This window comes from Alicyclobacillus tolerans, from assembly GCF_048984885.1.
GTDB lineage: Bacteria > Bacillota > Bacilli > Alicyclobacillales > Alicyclobacillaceae > Alicyclobacillus_I > Alicyclobacillus_I tolerans.
Map to the genome: position 1 here is coordinate 1417019 of NZ_JBMGNK010000002.1, position 19298 is coordinate 1436316.

A 19298-nucleotide genomic window follows, 5' to 3' on the forward strand; every position below is an offset into this window, starting at 1 on the left:
CAATTCTAAATATCCTCATCCATTCGACAAAACTTTCTCTCTTTCTTCAATCATGTTCCGACATTTTTTTTAATAGACCTAAAGTATACTGGGTCACATCACAAGTCGAGGTGACGGATGTGGCCATTCCTGTCATTTATCTAGACATAGTTTGGCTATTGAACTTTGTGATGGATGGCGTCCTTTTATGGATGACGTTATTTGTCATCCGACGACCGGTGCGTTGGAAACGGCTGCTCCTTGGCGCGTTGTTTGGCGCATTTTATTCACTGTTCCTGTTTATTCCTTCTCTATCGTTTACAACATCGTTGTTGGGTAAAGTTTTAGCTTCACTGCTGATGGTTTGGATTGGAATTGGCAGGCGTAACTGGTTTGACTTAGCTCGTAGTTGTTTGGGACTGTATTTTGTCACTTTTTTGATGGCTGGTGCTGCGCTTGCGTTGCATTTTGCAGTTCCGGGTGTCTCGCTGGCATCGGGTACCGTCATCACCAACCGTGGAATAGCATTTGGCACTAGTGGAACCATTCTTGCCTTGCTCGTAGCGGTGCCAGTGTCTATTGGACTTGTGCAACATACGATTCAACGAATTCGTACTTGGAAATTGGCAAGCATGCATGTGCTGAGTATGCAAGTTACTGTTCAGGGACAAGATTTTTCCTTTCAAGCTTTGCTTGACACAGGAAATCACTTGTCCGATCCAGTTACTCGTCAACCTGTTTGTTTTATGGATTACAAACTCTTGCAATCTGTATTGCCTTCCCCTCTTTCAGCAGCCTTACAAGCCGGACAAGACCCTGTCAACGCGCTAGCAGCGCTTGGCGACCATGAAGCGGGTACTCTCGCGTTTGCGTTAGTTCCCTATCGTGTGGCTGGTGGTCAATCTAATCTTGCACTTTGTCTGCGTCCGGACGCATTGTATGTCGTTTGTAACGGGGAGAAATTATCTGTTCCGCAGATTCCGTGGTTGGCGCTCTCGGTTGCAGAACTCAGCCGTGAAGGAACGTTTCAAGCGATTTTGAATCCGCAAATTTTATCAGGAGATGAACGCATTGAAGAGATGGTTTCTAAAACGTTCGGAACTGCTGCGCTTGCGCATTCGCCTGCGTCTTTTGTGGACGCGCATCAAAATCCGTCTGCTCGGCACAGCGGATGAAGTTTACTATGTAGGAGGCAGTGAAGCTTTACCACCGCCGCTCACACGCGAAGAAGAAGAAGTTTTGCTTTTGCGCTTGCCATCAGGTGACAGTGCAGCCCGTTCTTTACTGATTGAAAGAAATTTGCGACTGGTTGTTTACATTGCGCGCAAATTTGAAAATACAGGCGTGAATATTGAAGATTTAGTATCGATTGGAACCATTGGTCTCATCAAAGCTGTGAATACGTTTGATCCGCTCAAAAAAATCAAACTCGCAACTTACGCTTCTCGTTGTATCGAAAATGAAATATTAATGTTTTTGCGTCGTAACAACAAATTACGTTCAGAAGTTTCTTTTGACGAACCGCTCAATGTGGATTGGGATGGCAATGAATTATTGCTTTCCGATGTGCTGGGAACAGAGAGTGATACCATTACTCGCAATCTGGAAGACGAGGTTGATCGTGAGTTACTTTATGACGCTTTGGAAAAATTGAATGAACGCGAAAAGAAAATCATGGAACTTCGATTTGGTTTAAAAACCGGTAAAGAAATGACTCAAAAAGATGTCGCTGACTTGCTGGGCATTTCGCAGTCGTATATTTCTCGGTTGGAAAAAAGAATTTTAAAACGATTGCAAAAAGAATTTAACCGCATGATGTAAGGAAAATTAGACTTACAGTTCTGCCAGTCCAACCCTTCAGTGCATACATTTGCAGGTCCGGGAAATACTGAAATCACGTTGGCAGCATCAACGAACCCGAACCAGACGTAGCTTGGATTGCATCTTAGGGGGAGACTGGGTTGAAGCGCAACAAAGTGGAAATCTGCGGAGTCAACACTTCACAGTTGCCCGTTCTCAGTAATGCAGAGATGCGGGAATTGTTCACGCGTTTGCAGAACGGCGAACTGGCAGCAAGAGAAATACTGGTTAATGGCAACTTGCGTTTGGTGCTCTCAGTGATTCAACGCTTCAACAACCGTGGCGAATATGTGGATGATTTGTTTCAAGTAGGTTGTATCGGACTCATGAAAGCGATAGACAATTTTGATCTCAGTCAAAATGTGCGTTTTTCAACTTACGCTGTACCCATGATTGTTGGCGAAATTCGGCGTTATTTGCGGGACAATAATCCTATTCGTGTATCGCGATCGCTCAGAGACATAGCGTATAAGGCTCTGCAAGTACGTGATGCTCTCACGAACGCGAATTTGCGTGAACCTACCATTCAGGAAATTGCGGAAAAAATGGAGGTGGCGAAAGAAGACGTAGTCTTTGCATTAGACGCTATTCAAGACCCGGTATCTATGTTTGAACCGATTTATCATGATGGTGGCGATCCGATATACGTCATGGATCAGATTCATGATGAAAAAAACAAAGATTCTTCCTGGGTAGAGGAAATTGCGGTGCGTGAAGCGTTAAATAAGCTTTCCGAACGCGAGCAAAAAATTCTCGCCATGCGATTTTACGAGGGAAAAACACAAATGGAAGTGGCGGATGAAATAGGGATTTCTCAGGCTCAAGTTTCTCGTTTGGAAAAAAACGCAATACATCGAATGAATAAGCATGTCCAGTCGTAATATTGACAGTCCCCTTCATATATATGAATAAGCAAGGTTTGAAGAGAGGGGAAGGCGGCGACCGGGAATGCGTATTTCCGATTTGCAGTCGAAAGATGTCGTCAATGTAGGAGACGGAAAACGTCTTGGGACGATTGGCGATTTGGATATTGATCCGGAAAGTGGATTAATTCACAGCATCATTATTCCCGTAGCTGGCCGCTTTTTTGGAATGGTCGGTGGTGGCCAGGATTATGTGATTCCCTGGAATCAAATTGTTAAAATCGGCTCTGACGTTATTTTAGTGGATTTACGTCCCGCACATGAGACAGCTTATTATCTTCCGCACGATTCAGTACGTCGTTCAACCGGTGGCTATTGACTGAGAAGTCAAGGCGCCGGTTTTTTGTTATGATATTGTCAGGAGGACAAGACATGTATCGTCACTGGTATCAACGAAATCATCAGTTCTGGATTTTTCCCGATATCTTTCCTGCAATCGTGAAAGCTGCCTTTACTTTTCGCTTAGGTGGGGTATCCCATCCGCCTTTTGAGAGTCTCAATATGGGTTTACATGTGTCTGACTCTCCCAATCACGTTGTGGAGAATCGTCGTTTGGTAGCGCAAAGGTTTGGCATTCCTCTTGAAAAGTTTGTATTTGCCGAGCAAGTACATGGCCATCGTGTTGAGGTGGTGGGGGCAAAAGATGCAGGGAGTGGCGCTTTTGGCCAGGATACAGCAGTAACGGGGGCGGATGCATTAGTTACCGCTGAAAAAGATTTGGCACTTGCCATATTAGTAGCTGACTGCGTTCCTGTGCTTCTGTTTGATCCGATTTCTCGTGTGATTGCAGCGGTTCACTCAGGATGGAAAGGCACTGCAGAACAAATTGTTCAATGTACACTGGCAGTCATGCAACAACATTTTGCCACGCAAGCTCAGCAAGTGTACGCTGTTCTAGGACCTTCCATACGACGTTGCTGTTATGAGGTGGATGAGCGTGTACGTAACGCGTTCTCGCCGACCTTTCCAGATACAATTTTTTCTCCCAGCCAGCGTCCAGGTCACTATATGCTTTCTTTGCAACATGCCATTCGCTATAGCCTATTGAAATATGGTGTACGAGCAGAGAGAATCCAAGATACAGGTGTTTGTACAGCATGTCGGACAGATGTTCTTTTTTCGTATCGGGCAGAACGTGGACAAACGGGGCGAATGTTGGCTGCTATTGCAATCCAATCAGCTCAATAATCCTAATAGTGGTTATTCTGTCATTGAGAATTATATTCTGGATATTGAGGAGTGGCAGTCGGTTGGTGCAAAACGATCATGAGCGCTTACATTTCTCTCAAAGTCAGCACCTAGAGTTGAACAATCGTTTGACAGCCATACGTGAACGCATTGCTAAAACGGCTGAATCAGCTGGGAGAAATCCAGAAGATATTCGATTAATTGCGGTCACCAAAACAGCTTCACCAGTTCTCGCTGAACACTTGCTAACGTTGGGCATCCAGGATATGGCGGAAAATCGTTGGCAAGTTGCTCGTGAAAAACTTGTCCATCCTTTTGCGGCCAGAGTAAGATGGCATTTTATAGGTCCTCTTCAATCGAATAAAATCAAATCGATTGCATCAGCGTTTTCAGTTGTACATGCACTTGAAGATGCAGAACATGCAGAACAATTTGAGCAAATACTTACTTCTCTCGGAAAGCATATGGAGGCGTTTGTGCAAGTCAATGTATCGGGAGAGCCTCAGAAACATGGGGTGCATCCAGAAAACTTGCACCTTTTGCTGCAAAAGTTACAAAACTATAAATTTCTTCGCGTTGTGGGTCTCATGACGATGGCCCCGTTGACGAGGGATTCTATTGAAATTCGCCGCACTTTCCGTGGCTTAGCCAATCTTCTAGGGGAGGAAAGAGAAAGATTGTCTTGGGGAAATTTACAATATCTTTCCATGGGCATGTCGAATGATTACGAGTTGGCAATTGCAGAAGGAGCTACACATTTAAGAATAGGACGACAATTGGTTTCTCTAGAAGACACTCCAGAGGGTGGCGAATCCAGGTGACTTTGCTGGTTCAAATGGTTCATTTTTTATTTTCCGCTTATTTCATCGTCCTGATTGCGAGCGCTGTAGCCAGTTGGTTTCCAGAACTTCAAACCAATCCACTCGTTAATATTTTGCGGCAATTAAGTCAGCCGTATTACGCCCCTTTTCAAAGATTATTGCGACCTATACAGGTAGGAGGTATTCTGCTGGATTGGTCGAGTATTGTAGCTGTTATTGTCTATTTTGTCATTCAGTCACTCATTTTTTCCGCATTGTCAAATATGCTAGGAGGACTTGTTTAAATGACAGAAGGGAAAGTGGATACAGAGTGGGCTAGACCCAGTGAACGCCCTTTTGTCCGTCAAGCTGAAGAGTGGGTATCTCGCTCATTGAACAGGCGTATGATGTGGTTAACAGATTTCCTCAGTCCTCGCGAGCAATTTCTTTTGCAAAGTGTCGTCAATCGCCAAGCTGCATGGGTGGAATTTTCAGGAGGTTTTCCTGATGCTGAACGGCAGCGAGCGTGTATCATGCCGGAAAATTGGTATCCTACGGAAGAGGATTTTTCTTTGCGCTGGTTGACCATCCGTCCCATATCTCCGCAGGAACGTTTGACACACCGTTCTGTGCTGGGTTCTTTGCTTGGTCTTGGTATAGAGCGCAAAGTATTAGGTGACGTAGTTTCGTTGAAAGATCATACTGGATATGCGGCTGTGTTGACATCCTCCATGGCAGAGTATGCCTATCAACATCTTCACAAGGTTGGACCGCAAAATGTAGACGTAATGCTTTTGTATCAAACTCCACTTATCGAGCGCGATAGTTACGAGTGGAAATCCATTAGCGTCAATTCCTGTCGTCTCGATGCAGTAGTGTCCGAGGTGTGTCATTGGTCACGAAACAAGACAAAAGAAGCCATTTTGAGTCAGCAAATATTCGTCAATAGTTTGGTAGCCTACAAGCCTGAAGAACTGTTGGAAGCGGGCGATCGCGTTTCTGTGCGAGGTTTTGGCAGAATTCAAATAGGAGAGGTGACGGGGAAGAGCAAAAGTAATCGTCTTTGGCTGTCCGTTGCTACATTGCGTGACAAGGCTTAAAAAGTTAAATCGTTGAATTTGTCGTTTTTGGAAGGAGATTGTGGGTTGGTGTCGAAACAGACAAGCGGACTCAATCGATAACCTGTCATGTTTGTTTCGCTAAATTTTCCAGTGTTTTGATGATTAGATGCAGTTTTCGGGGGTGTTATCATGCCGTTGTCGCCATTAGATATTCACAATAAAGAGTTTAGTCGTTCTTTTCGTGGGTATGATGAAGATGAAGTAGACGATTTTCTTGAACGAATCATACAAGATTATGAAGGATTGATTCGCACTAACAAGGAATTGGAAGAAAAAATAGAGCAATTGAATGAGCGTCTGCAGCATTTTACGAATATTGAGGAAAGTTTGAGCAAGTCCATTATCATCGCCCAGGAAACAGCTGAGGAAGTAAAAAACAACGCTAAAAAAGAGGCGCAGTTGATTATTAAAGAGTCGGAGAAAAACGCTGATCGAATCATTAGCGAAGCTCTCCAGAAGTCGCGCAAGATGGCCATGGAAGTAGAAGAGATTCAACGTCATGCTGCTATTTTTCGAGCTCGATTTCGTTCTTTGATTCAAGCTCAGTTGGAATTACTGGAATCCAATGAGTGGCGCGATTTTGACAAAGACGCGACGAAGGTGGATTTAGAAATTCGCGAAGCTACGTCTTAAAGAGTATCCGTTTATATTGTGTTTTCGGGAAGAACTGGAAATCAAACCAATCTATAAAAAAGCTGTCCCAAAAGTCATCGTTGATGACTGAGGGACAGCCTTTTTTATAGGTCATCCATTTAAAAACCTGGGCGCTCATGAAAAAGCTGTTATGGGCTACGTATACTTCTTCGTCAGAATCCCACACTACACGCTGTAGGCAGCATGGAAGGCGGGAGTAAGGTGTCTTTTGGCTGTAAACTCTGTTCTGGAGGAGGAAGGCAGTATGGATCGTGAAAAGGCAAGACAACGTTTGTTAGCTCTGAAAGAAAGTCTGGAAGGACGAGCGGAATATCCAAATCAAAATCGTCTGAATGACAGTCAGCGGGATGAAACTTCTGAATTATCGATGATCGACAATCATCCAGCTGATGCAGCAACAGAACTATTGGATAGAGAAATGGCGCTTGGTATGCGGGCAGCCAATTCTGAATATGCGTTGCAAATAGAGAGGGCATTACATGCGATAGAAAATGGTGAATATGGCCAATGTGCAATTTGTCAGCAAGAGATTCCAGAAGAACGTTTAGAAGCGTATCCGCTTGCACTGACATGTATACAATGTCAGGAACGAATTGACCATCTCGATCATCGGCGGACGCGTCCAATTGAAGAAGAAGTTTTTCCGCATAGTTTTGGTAGCTTGATAGGTGATGATAAAGACACAACGGGATTCGACGGAGAAGATAGTTGGCAAGCAGTTGGACAGATGAATGCCAGGCCAAGCGCCAACGATCCAGAATCAATTGGCTACGAGACCTGGCTGGAAGGTATCGGTCCAGAGCTGACAGATGGTATAACTAATGAAGAATGGCGTGATACACTTAGCCGCTGACTTCACTCGGCAAGCTGACAAAAGCGAATGTATCGCTGCGCAGACCGCGGCGCAGACATTCCAGAGCAATGGTTTCCGCTGGGGCAATGTTACCTAGATTGACTTGAGTTCCAAACCGTTCAATAAAATCGATCTGTTGTGATTTTTTAGGTGCTTCAAACATCAGTCGCTGTTGCTCAGAAGTATCTAAACAAGCTAAAAACTCTTGGAAAACAAGTTCGTCCAAATGGCCACTGCCATCATACATTCCAGCATTTTCGCCACTTTCACGTCCTTCAACAACCACATAATCTGCTCCAGCCAAAAGATCTAATTTGACTTGTTTGGCGAGTGCAATCGGATCGACACCGTGTGTAAGTTTTTTTCCTACCTCGCTCAAAACGAGCGACAATTGGGACTTGGCTTGCTCAATCATGCGCAACCTGTCCTCACTAGGAATATCAAGCGTGCCATCGGAAATTTCCATAGCCGTGAAACCGAGTTTTACACAGTAATGGAGATATTCTTTGAAGGCGTTCTGATGATAGGCAATTTCGGCAAGAGTGCCGCCTGGACATGTGAAGACACTGTAGAGTTTAGCAATATCCAATTTTTGACGAAGAACTGACTCTGGATAAAGCGTGGAGGAACCAAAGCCAAATTTAAGAATATCTAAATGAGCGGAGGCGACTTCCATCAAGTCGGTAAATTCCCGCGTGCCCATTCCTTTGTCGATGACCATGGTCAGGCCTTCCGTGCGAGGTTTTTCTTTTCTGTTGGGGATGGGGGATTGAATGATTTGAGCAAATGCTCGCTTCTCTGATAAAATCACGTGGACTGACCTCCTGCGACATGATAATTCAAACTATGCAAAAATCATAAAAAAGGGTCTTGACATTCGCCAAAGGAGGCGTCTATCTTGCTGATGCCGTACATGCGCGGCAGAGAGGATGATGCAGATGCTGTACGGAATTGCCTTGTTAGTTTTTGCCCTCGATCAGCTCATTAAATGGATGGTTCGCTCCCATATGACTCCTGGTCAATTGGTACCCGTTCTACCTCCCTGGGTCGATCTCGATTATATACAAAACCCAGGCGGAGCTTTTAGCATTCTCCCTCATCACACTTGGCTTTTTATTCTTGTTGCGTTTGTCGTCATTGCAGCCGTAATTTATGTTGATATTAGGTACAAGCCTTCCCCTTCCATAAGAATTGCGCTGGGCCTCGTACTTGGCGGGGCGCTTGGCAATATGTCGGATAGGATTTTTATTGGTAAGGTAACCGACTATGTTTATTTGCAGTTCATCCATTTTCCTATTTTTAATTTGGCTGATGTCTGCATTGACGCAGGTGTGATTCTTCTCATTATACGGACTTTTTGGCAAGGGAAAAAGGAGAATCTGTCTAACCACGAGGATGATAAGTAATGGAAGATCGTGTTTTGTATTTTCAGGTTGAGTCAGAGAGTGAAGGTTTGCGTCTGGACAAGTGGCTGGTACAGGTTTTGCAAGATGAAGAAATGGATATTTCTCGTTCACAAATTCAGGAGTGGATCAAACATGACTGCATCATCGAAACTACTCGCAAAAGTCGTGTAAAAGCGAGCGATCCTGTAGAAACAGGCCATATCTATCAGATCAAATTGCCAGAGCCGGAACCAGTCGAATTGCAACCAGACCCTGTATCCATTCAAATAGTTTATGAAGATGAACATCTGGTTGTTGTGAATAAGCAACGTGGATTGGTAGTCCACCCAGCAGCCGGGCATCCGAGCGGTACCTTGGTCAATGGCTTGCTTTATCTCGGGGTTCGTCTCTCTGCCCTGGGTGGTACAGCGCGGCCAGGTGTTGTTCATCGGATCGACAAAGACACCTCAGGTCTTTTGGTTTTAGCTAAATCGGATTTGGCTTATCATAAACTTTCCTTGCAGCTACAGGCACACTCCATGTTGCGCAGTTACGCTGCAATTGCGCACGGTGTCTTGCCACACCAAGAGGGAACGATTGATGCTCCGATTGGTCGTGACCCAAAACAGCGTCAGAGACTGGCAGTAGTGGCTGGGGGTAAACCAGCCATTACGCATTTCTTTGTGAAAGAACGGTTCGAACAGTATACGTTCTTGGATTGTCGTCTGGAAACCGGGCGTACGCATCAAATTCGTGTGCACATGGCTTATATTGGGCATCCCTTAGCGGGAGATCCACTTTATGGTCCGCGTCATACGCTGCCTATTGATGGACAGGCGCTGCATGCCAAGGAGTTAGGCTTTGTACATCCTGCTAGCGGTGAACATATGCGTTTTGAATCCCCATTGCCGTCGGATATGGAACGTTTATTGATGGAATTACGTCTTGGTTTGCAGACATAACAGACAGAAATAAAACTTGCAAACGGTTTGTCTCATCATTTCTGGTCAGAAATTGCAAAAAAATTATATTCTAACTTGTTTTTTGTTACTATAAATATTATAGTGTATATGCAGATATGCAAATCCATTCAATTAAAGTTCCGATCAGGAGGTAGAGAAGATTGGCAAAAACAGTTTGGGAATTAGATAAAGCACATAGTTATGTGGGATTCAGTGTTCGTCATATGATGGTATCCAATGTACGTGGTGTATTTAACGATTTTGACGCAACAGTCCATACTGAGGGGGAAGATTTGTCAACCGCAGATATAGTTGTCACCATTAACCCTAACAGCATTGATACGAGAAATTCGCAAAGAGACGAACATTTGCGTTCTGCCGACTTTTTTAAAGTAAACGAATATCCAGAAATAGTATTTCGCGCTCATAACCTGCAACATAAGGGTGGCGAGAAACATGAACTGCAAGGTGAAATTACGATTGTTGGTGTTACAAAGCCGCTGACATTGGATGTTGAAATTTCCGGCCCAGCTAAAAATCCATGGGGAAATGAAGTTATTGGTGTGGTCGGTAGCGGTTCTCTGAATCGTTCAGATTTTGGTCTTACTTACAACGCTGCTTTGGAGACTGGCGGCGTATTAATTGGCGACACAATTAAATTAAACATCGAAGTTGAGTTTGTTAAAAAATCTGAATAAAGACTAAGATCTTTTATTTTCAGTTTTTTCAGTCAGACGGACTTGTAAAGTGAAGCAGAGTTTGGTAAAACCCAATACTTGACGAATCACGTATAGATTGATACGATGGCAGAAATGTTTATAGCCTTTAAGCCAATCCTGTGAGGTTGGGAAGGGTTCGTCAAGAGAGCTTATGGACTGCACAGTTTTGAATGTCGGCTGTGTGGAAAATTTCCGGGCTACCCTCCTCAGGGAGGGTAGCCTTTTATTATGGAAAGGAGAGACAATTTTGGCCCAACAAATTCAACTAATGGACGGTCTACAGGTCAATCGTTCTTTAACTCGTATTGCTCATGAAATCCTTGAACGCAATCGTACGTTGAGTCAACTGGTCTTGGCGGGCATTTTGACGCGCGGCTGGGTGCTGGCCGATCGTTTGGCCGATAAGTTAGCTGAAATTGAAAAAGAACAGCGACCGCATGCCTTTGCTCTGGATGTCCGCCCTTTCCGTGACGATTTAGAGCATTTATCATTTCAGCAAGCAACGCTTCACAGTACGCCAGAGACTGTAATTCAAGATAAAAAAGTTGTACTGGTGGATGATGTGTTGTTTACAGGCCGCACTGTGCGCGCAGCACTTGATGCTTTAATGACAAAAGGGCGGGCGCAACAAGTACAACTTGCTGTTCTGGTCGATCGCGGTCATCGCGAGTTGCCGATTCGGCCTGATTTTGTTGGGAAGAATTTACCAACCTCGTTAGATGAACGAATATCTGTAAAACTTCAAGAAGTCGACGGCGAAGACGGTATATGGTTGGCTAAACCGTAAAAGTTTACCTGGATTTTGGAGAAACGACAGTTCGTTAGGATGGTTTTGGGAAAGAGGGAGAGAGTATGTATCATGCGGTGAGCACGGACGATTTGAATCGCCCGCTGATAGAACGTCTGATTCAGATGGCAGAAACTTTTCGGACAACCCCTCGCCATATCTTACGTGCTAGGCTACAGGGTACGCTCGTTGCAACACTTTTTTATGAACCGAGTACACGTACGCGACTTTCATTTGAGGCAGCGGTTACTCGTCTGGGTGGAAATATTGTGGGAGCAGAAAATGCCCGAGAAAATTCTTCTGCCAAAAAAGGCGAGAGTTTGGCTGATGTTTTTCGAGTTGTCGGGGCGTATGCAGACGCCATTGTCATCCGTCACCAAGATGAAAAAGAAATGGCCTTGGCCCTTCCATACAGTCCAGTGCCGATTATCAATGCGGGCGCGGGAAGCGGCGAACATCCTACGCAAAGTTTGCTCGATATATACACACTTTGGAAAGAATTTGGTGAGGTCGATGGACTCTCCGTATGTATGGTAGGTGATTTGCGTTTTGGCCGAACGGTTCACTCCTTGTTACGAGTGCTCAGCTTTTTTCAGGGAATTCAGGTTACGCTTGTTTCTCCTCCGGAATTGGCGCTCGATGATCCACTTTTAGAGGAAATCAAGGGACGTGGACTATCCGTAGAAACGAAAGAACGGTTGGATGATGTCATTGGCGAAGTCGATGTCATTTATCAAACGCGCATCCAACGGGAAAGGTTGCCGGCGGAAATACATTTATCCTATGCAACGGAAGACTATAGAATTTCTGCTCAAACACTGGAACGCTTGCCTTCTCGTTCCAGAATACTTCACCCTTTGCCACGTGTAAATGAAATAGATCCAGACGTGGACACAGACGAGAGAGCTGCCTATTTTCGTCAGGTACAAAACGGACTTTTCATTCGCATGGCGCTTCTCGATGAAATACTTGGAGGTGTATTGCGCTGAAAATTAAATTGCAAGGTGGCTGCCTGCTTGATTTATTAGATAATTCACAGGAACAAGCAGACATTTTAATAGAAAGCGAACATGGACGAATTCTTTCGATTGGAAAAGATTTACCTGAAGCGGAACAGACGATAGACGTGGCTGGTTTGACGCTTTTGCCTGCGTTTGTCGATCCCCATGTCCACTTTCGTGAACCAGGATTTGAACATAAAGAGACGATTGCTAGTGGAGCTAAAGCTGCTGTGGCTGGAGGATTTGGTAGCGTTCTGTGCATGCCGAATACCAATCCACCAATAGATACACCTGAGCGTGTGGAATATGTGCTGCAAAAATCAGCAGAAGCAGGAGCATGTCGAGTTTGGCCCATGGGTTGTATTACTCGTGAGCAAAAGGGAGAGCAATTGACCGATTTTGCAGCTCTTCAATCAGCAGGGGTTGCTGGACTTTCGGATGATGGTAAAGGTGTTCAGCATGGAGGGTTGATGCGCCAGGCACTGTTTGCCGCTGCGGCCTCAGGGCTGACGGTGGCGATTCATGCAGAGGATGAAACCATTGCCGGTAAGGGCGTTTTGCATCCGGCGGCCGCCAAAAAATTCTCCGTACCAGAACAACCTGGCTCATCAGAAAGCGCCATGATTGCCCGTGACTTGTTGTTGGCTGAAGAAACTGGAGCGCGTTTACATCTGTGCCATGTCTCTTTAGAGTCTGCCGTCAGTTTGCTTGCCTGGGCCAAGTCACGTGGACTTCGAGTGACTGCAGAAGTTACGCCGCATCACCTGCTCCTCTCTGAGGAATCCATTGACGAAGAGAACACGTTTTACAAAGTGAATCCACCTTTACGTTCGGAAGATGACCGTAAAGCTTGTTTACGGGCTTTTCTTGACGGCACAATTGACATGATAGCCACCGATCATGCGCCGCATACCGAAGAGGAAAAAGCAGTTGGATGGCTTTCAGCTCCCTTTGGCATGGTGGGGATTGAGATTGTTTTCCCTCTGCTTTATACGCATCTGGTTAGTCGTGGCTTGATGTCACTGTCTGAACTGGTCAAGCGTATGTCACTCGTTCCCGCTCAAGCGTTCAACTTGCCCGCATCTGGTTTGCGTCCCGGCGCACTTGCTGATTTGACAGCAGTGGATTTACAGACAGAGCGTCGAATTGAGCCCAATCGTTTCTACTCTAAAGGACGAAATACGCCGTTTACAGGCTGGATGGTACGCGGATGGCCAGTAATGACTATGGTTGACGGCAAGATGGTCTTTGATGCAAGGCAAAAGGAGGTACAGTGCTGATGTCCAATCGTTCTGCCCGTCTCGTACTTGAAAACGGTTTGGAATTCACAGGTCAACACTTTGGTGCGACTGGTGAAAGGGTCGGCGAAGTGGTATTTAACACTGGCATGACCGGTTATCAGGAAGTGCTTACGGATCCTTCCTATTGCGGTCAGATTGTGACCATGACTTATCCACTCATTGGTAATTACGGTGTTAATGTAGATAATATCGAGTCTCGTCAGCCGTACGTTCATGGTTTCGTCGTACGTAGATTGGCTGCAGAGCCAAGCCATTTCAAAAGTCTGGGCAATCTGGATGACTATCTGCGTCAACACGGTATCTTAGGCATTAGCGAGATCGACACGCGCCAGTTAACTAAAGCCATTCGCAGCGACGGTACGATGAAAGCAGTACTGACGACTGAGAATACACCCGTCAATGTTCTGCTTGACAAACTGGCTCAACCCTTGATGACCGACCAAATCTTGCGAGTCACAACACCACAGACGTATCGCTGCCCAGGTGAAGGCAGGCGAGTGGTCGCAATCGACTATGGTATGAAATCAGGAGTAGTTCGCAGTCTGTTGGCGCGACGCTGTGATGTGATTGTTGTTCCAGCGACAGCGAGCACAAAGGAAATTCTTGCCTGGAAGCCAGAAGGTGTCATGCTTTCCAATGGCCCGGGCGATCCGTTAGACGCTCCTTACGCCATTGCAACTGTCAAAGAATTGATTCAATATGGAGTTCCTGTCTTTGGTATTTGTTTAGGGCATCAGTTAATTGGCTTAGCTTCTGGAGCACGTACTGAAAAAATGCGTTTTGGTCATCGTGGCGCGAATCATCCAGTAAAAGATTTGCGCACAGGAAAGGTTTATATCACTTCTCAAAACCATGGTTATATGGTTTCTGAAGATTCTCTGCGTGGAACGGATTTAATTTTGACACATTTGAACGTAAATGATCGCACGGTAGAAGGAATGATGCATCGTCATCGTCCTGTCTTCTGTGTGCAATACCATCCTGAAGCGCGCCCGGGTCCGGATGATTCGGATGAACTGTTTGATGAATTTATGCGCATGATGGACGAGGTTGGAGAAGGAAGGTGGACAGCGCATGCCTAAACGCGCAGACTTGAAAAAAATTCTTGTCATTGGCAGTGGTCCTATTGTAATTGGCCAGGCAGCTGAATTTGACTATGCTGGTACTCAAGCTTGCCAGGCTTTGCGTGAAGAAGGTTACGAAGTAGTCCTTGTCAACTCCAATCCAGCTACCATTATGACGGATCCGGATATGGCTGATAAAGTTTATGTGGAACCGATTACCCTTGAATTTGTCTCGCAAATCATTCGTAAGGAAAAGCCAGATGGATTGCTACCAACGCTTGGAGGCCAAACAGGTCTCAATATGGCAGTACGTCTAGCAGAATCCGGCATTCTTGAAGAAGAAGGGGTCATGCTTCTGGGGACCCAACTTACGGCTATCCAGGAAGCGGAAGATCGTGAGAAATTTCGATCCCTCATGCGCAGACTCGAGCAACCAGTTCCCGAGAGTGCAATCGTGCACTCTTATGAAGAAGCGGCAGTTTTTGCTGAACAGATAGGTTTTCCCATCATTATTCGTCCAGCTTATACACTTGGCGGCACAGGGGGCGGCATTGCTTCCAACTGGCAGGAATATAGGGAAATTGTCGAACTCGGCCTGACCATGTCGCCCATCTCGCAAGTTCTTGTCGAGCAAAGTATTGCAGGTATGAAAGAAATTGAATATGAAGTAATGCGGGATGCAAATGATACGGCGATTGTCGTTTGTAATATGGAAAACTTTGATCCGGTCGGAGTGCATACGGGCGATTCTATAGTAGCTGCCCCAAGCCAAACACTGTCAGATGAAGATTATCAGATGTTGCGCAGTGCCAGTTTGAAAATTATTCGTGCTCTCGGTATTGAAGGTGGATGCAATGTACAATTTGCCCTCGATCCGCTCAGTTCACAATATTACGTAATTGAAGTCAATCCACGCGTATCGCGATCGAGCGCATTGGCTTCTAAAGCAACTGGCTATCCCATTGCCAAGGTAGCTGCTAAAATTGCAGTCGGTTATCATTTGGACGAAATTCTCAATCCTGTGACGGGTGAGACATACGCTTCTTTTGAACCAGCGCTTGATTATGTAGTCACAAAAATTCCTCGTTGGCCGTTTGACAAATTTCACAGTGCAAATCGCAAACTGGGTACGCAAATGAAAGCGACTGGCGAAGTGATGGCAATTGGCCGAACTTTTGAAGAGTCTTTGATGAAGGCAGTTCGCTCTTTAGAAGTGGGTCTTGATTCTCTTCAACATCCGCAGGCCAGTATGTGGACAGAGAGCGAACTAGAAACGCGGCTCAGAGTACCTGATGATGAACGTTTGTTTGTGATTGCCGAGGCGTATCGGCGCGGCATGTCGCTAGAGAACATTCATCAACGGTCTAATATCGACCGTTGGTTTTTGGAACGCGTAGAGCATTTGGTCAAGATGGAAAGGCGTCTTCAAGAACATGGGCCGCTTGATTTAGCGCAATTAGACGCTACGTCGGCAGAATTGCTTGCGGATGCCAAACGAATGGGATTTCCAGACTCAGCTATTTCCAGGTGCACTGGTGTGGCTCAGGAAGAACTCTTTGCTTATCGTAAATCCATAGGATTGTTGCCTGTCTATAAGATGGTGGATACATGCGCTGGTGAATTTGCTGCTAGTACGCCTTATTATTACAGCAGTTATGATCAAGAAGATGAAGTTGTCGAGAGCGGCAAGAAAAAACTCTTGGTGCTCGGCTCAGGACCTATTCGAATTGGCCAGGGCATTGAGTTTGACTACTGTTCGGTTCATGCTGTTTGGGCGATTCGAAAAGCAGGTTACGAGGCGGTCATTGTCAACAACAATCCTGAAACGGTTTCCACAGATTTTAATACATCCGATCGTCTTTATTTCGAACCGCTTCATTTGGAAGATGTTTTGCATGTGATTGAACGAGAGCAGCCTGAGGGAGTTATCGTTCAATTTGGTGGACAGACGGCCATCAATTTGGCGGATGGGTTGGCGCGAGCGGGTGTGCGGATTGTAGGAACAGCCCTGGCAGATATCGACACCGCTGAAGATCGCGAGCGTTTTGACGCGCTCTTGAATGAATTAGGAATTGATCGTCCGGAGGGACGAACCGTCACTTCGTTGGAAGAGGCTGTGGAGGCGGCCAAGACGCTTGGATATCCTGTAGTCGTGCGTCCGTCCTATGTTTTGGGCGGGCGGGCTATGCAAATCATTGACAGTGATGCGGATTTACATCTATACATGCGTGAAGCGGTCGATGTATCGCCGCGCCATCCTGTTCTCATTGACCGCTATCTACAAGGTGTGGAAGTGGAAGTCGATGCTATATCGGACGGCGATACGGTAGTAATTCCCGGCATTATGGAACACATTGAGCGAGCTGGCGTGCATTCAGGAGATTCCACGGCTGTTTTTCCGCCTCAGCATTTAACGACTGAAGTTAAGGCGCTGTTGGTAGACTATACAACACGCTTAGCCCGCGGATTGCATGTCAAGGGATTGGTTAATATCCAGTTTGTCATTCAAAATGGACAGGTGTATGTCATTGAAGTCAATCCACGCAGTTCTCGTACAGTGCCGTTTTTGTCCAAAGTTACGGGTGTTCCTATGGTCGAGCTTGCTATGCACGCAGTACTGGGTGCACCCTTGACCCAACTTGGATATGAATCGGGTTTACTTCCTGAGCCCCATCAGGTATCGGTAAAAGTTCCTGTCTTCTCGTTTGCCAAACTGCGTGGTGTAGATATCAGTCTTGGTCCAGAAATGAAATCGACGGGTGAAGTCATGGGACGCGAGGCAACGTATGCTAAGGCGCTTTATAAAGGAATGCTGGCCACAGGTATGCAAATACCTGACCATGGAACGATTTTGGCTACGATTGCTGATAAAGACAAAGAAGAAGCCTATCCTTTGCTGAAACGATTTTCTCTGCTTGGCTTTCATTTGGCAGCTACCGAAGGAACGGCTCGGTATCTGAAAGAAAACGGCTTGTCTGTACGCGTAGTCAACAAGCTCGCTCAAGGAACCCCCAACTTGGCCAATGATATTCAAGAGGGCAAAATACAATTGGTTTTCAACACTTTGACTCGAGGCCTAAAACCAGAGAGAGACGGTTTTCGCATCCGGAGAACGGCTGTTGAACACGGTGTCCCCTGTTTAACCTCATTAGATACGGTACGCGCTTTGCTAGAAGTTTTGGAGACATTGCGCTTTCAATCCAATCCAATAGAGGCATACAAGTTACATCGTTAAATAGGGGAGGTTTCTGTATTTGTATCAGGAAGCTGAAATTCTGCAGGATACAAAGTATGAAAGAGTGCGCGATAAAGTATACGTAGCGCTTGATTTTCCCAACGGATCGGCAGCGGCATCTTTTGTGGAAAGCATGGGACCGGGTGTCACTCATTATAAGGTTGGTCTTGAACTATTGATGGCAGAAGGACCTCAATGGATAGAGCAAATGGGGAAGCTTGGCAAGCAAATCTTTCTCGATGTGAAACTTCATGATATTCCCAATACGGTTGCAGGTGCAATTCGTGCTCTGGCTCATTTGCCAGTTTCCATCATCAATATACACGCATCAGGCGGGCGCCGCATGATGGAAGCGGCCCGTGAGGCTTTGCCCGCTCAAACAAAAATCAAACTCATTGGAGTCACTGCTCTAACCAGTCTCGCAACAGAAGATGTGGAATGGCTTGGGGTCAGACAAACTGTGTCCGATTGGACCTTGCATTTAGCCAAAACTTGCTATGATTGTGGATTGGATGGGGTTGTAGCTTCTGCGCATGAACTGACGAAAATCTATGAACATTTACCGAAAGATTTTCTGACAGTAATTCCAGGAATCCGGTTGAATCACAATCAGATGGAAGATCAAGTACGTGTGATGACGCCTGTCGCTGCTTACCAAGCAGGTGCCTCATATTTGGTAATAGGCCGCGCGATTCGGAGTGCTCCGCATCCGGCGCGCGCCTTACAGGAAGTTTGGGAATCTTTGCTGACCGTTTCAACATTTCATTGAAAATCGAAAGAGAATGAAACAAAGGAGAGTTTGCGGTGAGAGAATCTCAGATGATGTTATCGACTGAAGAAGCAAATGAATTGGCGCGCGGTCTCCTGCAGATTGAAGCTGTACAGTTACGTCCCGATCAACCGTTTACTTGGTCATCCGGGTGGAAATCTCCTATCTATTGTGACAACCGAAAAATTCTAGCGTATCCCCTTTTTTGGGATAGCGTTATTTTGGCTATGGAAAAAATGATTCGCACGTTTTTTCCTGCGGTTGATGTAATTGCAGGTACAGCGACTGCGGGAATTCCTCACGCAGCTCGTTTATCAGCCAATTTGCGCCTGCCCATGGCTTATGTTCGCTCGAGTGCGAAAGAGCATGGGATGGGGCGGCAAGTCGAGGGACGTGTACAACCAGGCTTAAAAGCGGTGGTGATTGAAGACACGTTATCTACTGGCCGATCCGCTTTTTCGGCTGCTAAAGCTTTGCAGGTTGAACAAATGGAGACGATAGGTATTGTCAGTATCTTTTCTTATGATTTTGAGCAAATCACGGAAAAGTCACAGGAAACCCGCATTCCTTATGTGGCGTTGGTTCATTATTCTCAATTGATTTCTGCAGCGGTAGAATTAGGGATTTTATCCAGCCAAGATAAAGACAGATTAGAACATTGGCGTAAAGCTCCTGAACACTATGTTTAAATCTATGT

The 19298-nt window shown here is 45.7% G+C and carries 21 protein-coding genes; 20 read left to right on the forward strand and 1 reads right to left on the reverse strand.

Translation table 11 applies throughout. The features are described from left to right. Positions 1-110 precede the first annotated feature (110 nt). The 10 genes from spoIIGA (at position 111) to ACOJUR_RS07020 (ending at position 7378) form a co-directional block, all read left to right on the forward strand. Positions 111-1154 (forward strand): sigma-E processing peptidase SpoIIGA, encoded by a 1044-nt coding sequence (gene spoIIGA / locus ACOJUR_RS06975; protein ID WP_420949590.1) that lies wholly within the window; start codon positions 111-113, stop codon positions 1152-1154. Further along, complete coding sequence (gene sigE, locus ACOJUR_RS06980) at positions 1042-1800, forward strand: RNA polymerase sporulation sigma factor SigE (RefSeq protein ID WP_420949591.1); 759 nt, start codon at positions 1042-1044, stop codon at positions 1798-1800. Before spoIIGA ends, sigE begins: the two co-directional genes overlap by 113 nt. Positions 1801-1940: 140 nt before the next feature. Further along, on the forward strand, positions 1941-2720 hold the full coding sequence (gene sigG, locus ACOJUR_RS06985) for an RNA polymerase sporulation sigma factor SigG (RefSeq protein ID WP_072873780.1): 780 nt from the start codon (positions 1941-1943) through the stop codon (positions 2718-2720). A gap of 67 nt (positions 2721-2787) precedes the next feature. Next, positions 2788-3081: a YlmC/YmxH family sporulation protein gene (locus ACOJUR_RS06990; RefSeq protein WP_072873781.1), complete on the forward strand. Its 294-nt coding sequence runs from the start codon at positions 2788-2790 to the stop codon at positions 3079-3081. A 53-nt stretch (positions 3082-3134) separates the two neighbouring features. Continuing rightward, positions 3135-3950 carry a peptidoglycan editing factor PgeF gene (gene pgeF / locus ACOJUR_RS06995; RefSeq protein ID WP_420949592.1) on the forward strand — a complete coding sequence of 272 codons (816 nt, stop codon included), beginning with the start codon at positions 3135-3137 and terminating at the stop codon, positions 3948-3950. A gap of 65 nt (positions 3951-4015) precedes the next feature. Then, positions 4016-4771 (forward strand): YggS family pyridoxal phosphate-dependent enzyme, encoded by a 756-nt coding sequence (locus ACOJUR_RS07000; protein ID WP_238413751.1) that lies wholly within the window; start codon positions 4016-4018, stop codon positions 4769-4771. After that, on the forward strand, positions 4768-5055 hold the full coding sequence (locus ACOJUR_RS07005; RefSeq protein ID WP_420949593.1) for a YggT family protein: 288 nt from the start codon (positions 4768-4770) through the stop codon (positions 5053-5055). Before ACOJUR_RS07000 ends, ACOJUR_RS07005 begins: the two co-directional genes overlap by 4 nt. Next, the gene (locus tag ACOJUR_RS07010; protein ID WP_203114376.1) at positions 5056-5850 is read left to right on the forward strand and encodes a YlmH family RNA-binding protein; all 795 of its coding nucleotides are present in this window, start codon (positions 5056-5058) and stop codon (positions 5848-5850) included. Between the two features lie 150 nt (positions 5851-6000). Further along, a complete protein-coding gene (locus ACOJUR_RS07015; RefSeq protein WP_203114375.1) occupies positions 6001-6504 on the forward strand; it encodes a DivIVA domain-containing protein in 504 nt (167 codons plus the stop codon). Between the two features lie 265 nt (positions 6505-6769). Beyond that, positions 6770-7378, forward strand: a complete 609-nt coding sequence (locus tag ACOJUR_RS07020; protein WP_072873786.1) for a TraR/DksA C4-type zinc finger protein — start codon at positions 6770-6772, stop codon at positions 7376-7378. On the opposite strand, the gene comA is transcribed toward ACOJUR_RS07020, so the two are convergent. Continuing rightward, positions 7368-8189: a phosphosulfolactate synthase gene (gene comA, locus ACOJUR_RS07025; protein ID WP_203114373.1), complete on the reverse strand. Its 822-nt coding sequence runs from the start codon at positions 8187-8189 to the stop codon at positions 7368-7370. The two genes, ACOJUR_RS07020 and comA, sit on opposite strands and share 11 nt — an antisense overlap. 127 nt (positions 8190-8316) lie before the next feature. On the opposite strand from comA, the gene lspA reads away from it, so the two are divergent. The 10 genes from lspA (at position 8317) to pyrE (ending at position 19290) form a co-directional block, all read left to right on the forward strand. Beyond that, a complete protein-coding gene (gene lspA, locus ACOJUR_RS07030; RefSeq protein WP_072873788.1) occupies positions 8317-8784 on the forward strand; it encodes a signal peptidase II in 468 nt (155 codons plus the stop codon). Beyond that, positions 8784-9725: an RluA family pseudouridine synthase gene (locus ACOJUR_RS07035; protein ID WP_420949594.1), complete on the forward strand. Its 942-nt coding sequence runs from the start codon at positions 8784-8786 to the stop codon at positions 9723-9725. The genes lspA and ACOJUR_RS07035 overlap by 1 nt, the downstream gene beginning before the upstream one ends. Positions 9726-9886: 161 nt before the next feature. Further along, the gene (locus tag ACOJUR_RS07040) at positions 9887-10423 is read left to right on the forward strand and encodes a YceI family protein (RefSeq protein WP_072873790.1); all 537 of its coding nucleotides are present in this window, start codon (positions 9887-9889) and stop codon (positions 10421-10423) included. 268 nt (positions 10424-10691) lie between these two features. Beyond that, complete coding sequence (gene pyrR, locus ACOJUR_RS07045; protein WP_072873791.1) at positions 10692-11231, forward strand: bifunctional pyr operon transcriptional regulator/uracil phosphoribosyltransferase PyrR; 540 nt, start codon at positions 10692-10694, stop codon at positions 11229-11231. Between the two features lie 65 nt (positions 11232-11296). Beyond that, positions 11297-12220 (forward strand): aspartate carbamoyltransferase, encoded by a 924-nt coding sequence (gene pyrB / locus ACOJUR_RS07050; protein WP_072873792.1) that lies wholly within the window; start codon positions 11297-11299, stop codon positions 12218-12220. Between the two features lie 8 nt (positions 12221-12228). Beyond that, positions 12229-13512, forward strand: coding sequence for a dihydroorotase (locus ACOJUR_RS07055; protein WP_129583541.1), 1284 nt, complete (start codon positions 12229-12231; stop codon positions 13510-13512). Then, entirely contained in the window at positions 13512-14615 is a 1104-nt protein-coding gene (locus tag ACOJUR_RS07060; RefSeq protein ID WP_420949595.1) for a carbamoyl phosphate synthase small subunit, read from the forward strand. The genes ACOJUR_RS07055 and ACOJUR_RS07060 overlap by 1 nt, the downstream gene beginning before the upstream one ends. Next, positions 14608-17832 carry a carbamoyl-phosphate synthase large subunit gene (gene carB, locus ACOJUR_RS07065; RefSeq protein ID WP_306954021.1) on the forward strand — a complete coding sequence of 1075 codons (3225 nt, stop codon included), beginning with the start codon at positions 14608-14610 and terminating at the stop codon, positions 17830-17832. The genes ACOJUR_RS07060 and carB overlap by 8 nt, the downstream gene beginning before the upstream one ends. 19 nt (positions 17833-17851) lie before the next feature. Beyond that, entirely contained in the window at positions 17852-18601 is a 750-nt protein-coding gene (gene pyrF / locus ACOJUR_RS07070; protein ID WP_420949596.1) for an orotidine-5'-phosphate decarboxylase, read from the forward strand. A 35-nt stretch (positions 18602-18636) separates the two neighbouring features. Further along, positions 18637-19290: an orotate phosphoribosyltransferase gene (gene pyrE / locus ACOJUR_RS07075; RefSeq protein WP_370541890.1), complete on the forward strand. Its 654-nt coding sequence runs from the start codon at positions 18637-18639 to the stop codon at positions 19288-19290. Positions 19291-19298 lie beyond the last annotated feature (8 nt).

Coding starts and splice junctions, on each gene's coding strand:
- ACOJUR_RS07015 (WP_203114375.1), top strand. CDS start 6,001: ATGCCGTTGTCGCCATTAGATATTCACAATAAAGAGTTTAGTCGTTCT.
- ACOJUR_RS07035 (WP_420949594.1), top strand. CDS start 8,784: ATGGAAGATCGTGTTTTGTATTTTCAGGTTGAGTCAGAGAGTGAAGGT.
- lspA (WP_072873788.1), top strand. CDS start 8,317: ATGCTGTACGGAATTGCCTTGTTAGTTTTTGCCCTCGATCAGCTCATT.
- pyrB (WP_072873792.1), top strand. CDS start 11,297: ATGTATCATGCGGTGAGCACGGACGATTTGAATCGCCCGCTGATAGAA.
- ACOJUR_RS06990 (WP_072873781.1), top strand. CDS start 2,788: ATGCGTATTTCCGATTTGCAGTCGAAAGATGTCGTCAATGTAGGAGAC.
- ACOJUR_RS07060 (WP_420949595.1), top strand. CDS start 13,512: ATGTCCAATCGTTCTGCCCGTCTCGTACTTGAAAACGGTTTGGAATTC.
- ACOJUR_RS07010 (WP_203114376.1), top strand. CDS start 5,056: ATGACAGAAGGGAAAGTGGATACAGAGTGGGCTAGACCCAGTGAACGC.
- carB (WP_306954021.1), top strand. CDS start 14,608: ATGCCTAAACGCGCAGACTTGAAAAAAATTCTTGTCATTGGCAGTGGT.
- pgeF (WP_420949592.1), top strand. CDS start 3,135: ATGTATCGTCACTGGTATCAACGAAATCATCAGTTCTGGATTTTTCCC.
- sigE (WP_420949591.1), top strand. CDS start 1,042: ATGAACGCATTGAAGAGATGGTTTCTAAAACGTTCGGAACTGCTGCGC.
- ACOJUR_RS07020 (WP_072873786.1), top strand. CDS start 6,770: ATGGATCGTGAAAAGGCAAGACAACGTTTGTTAGCTCTGAAAGAAAGT.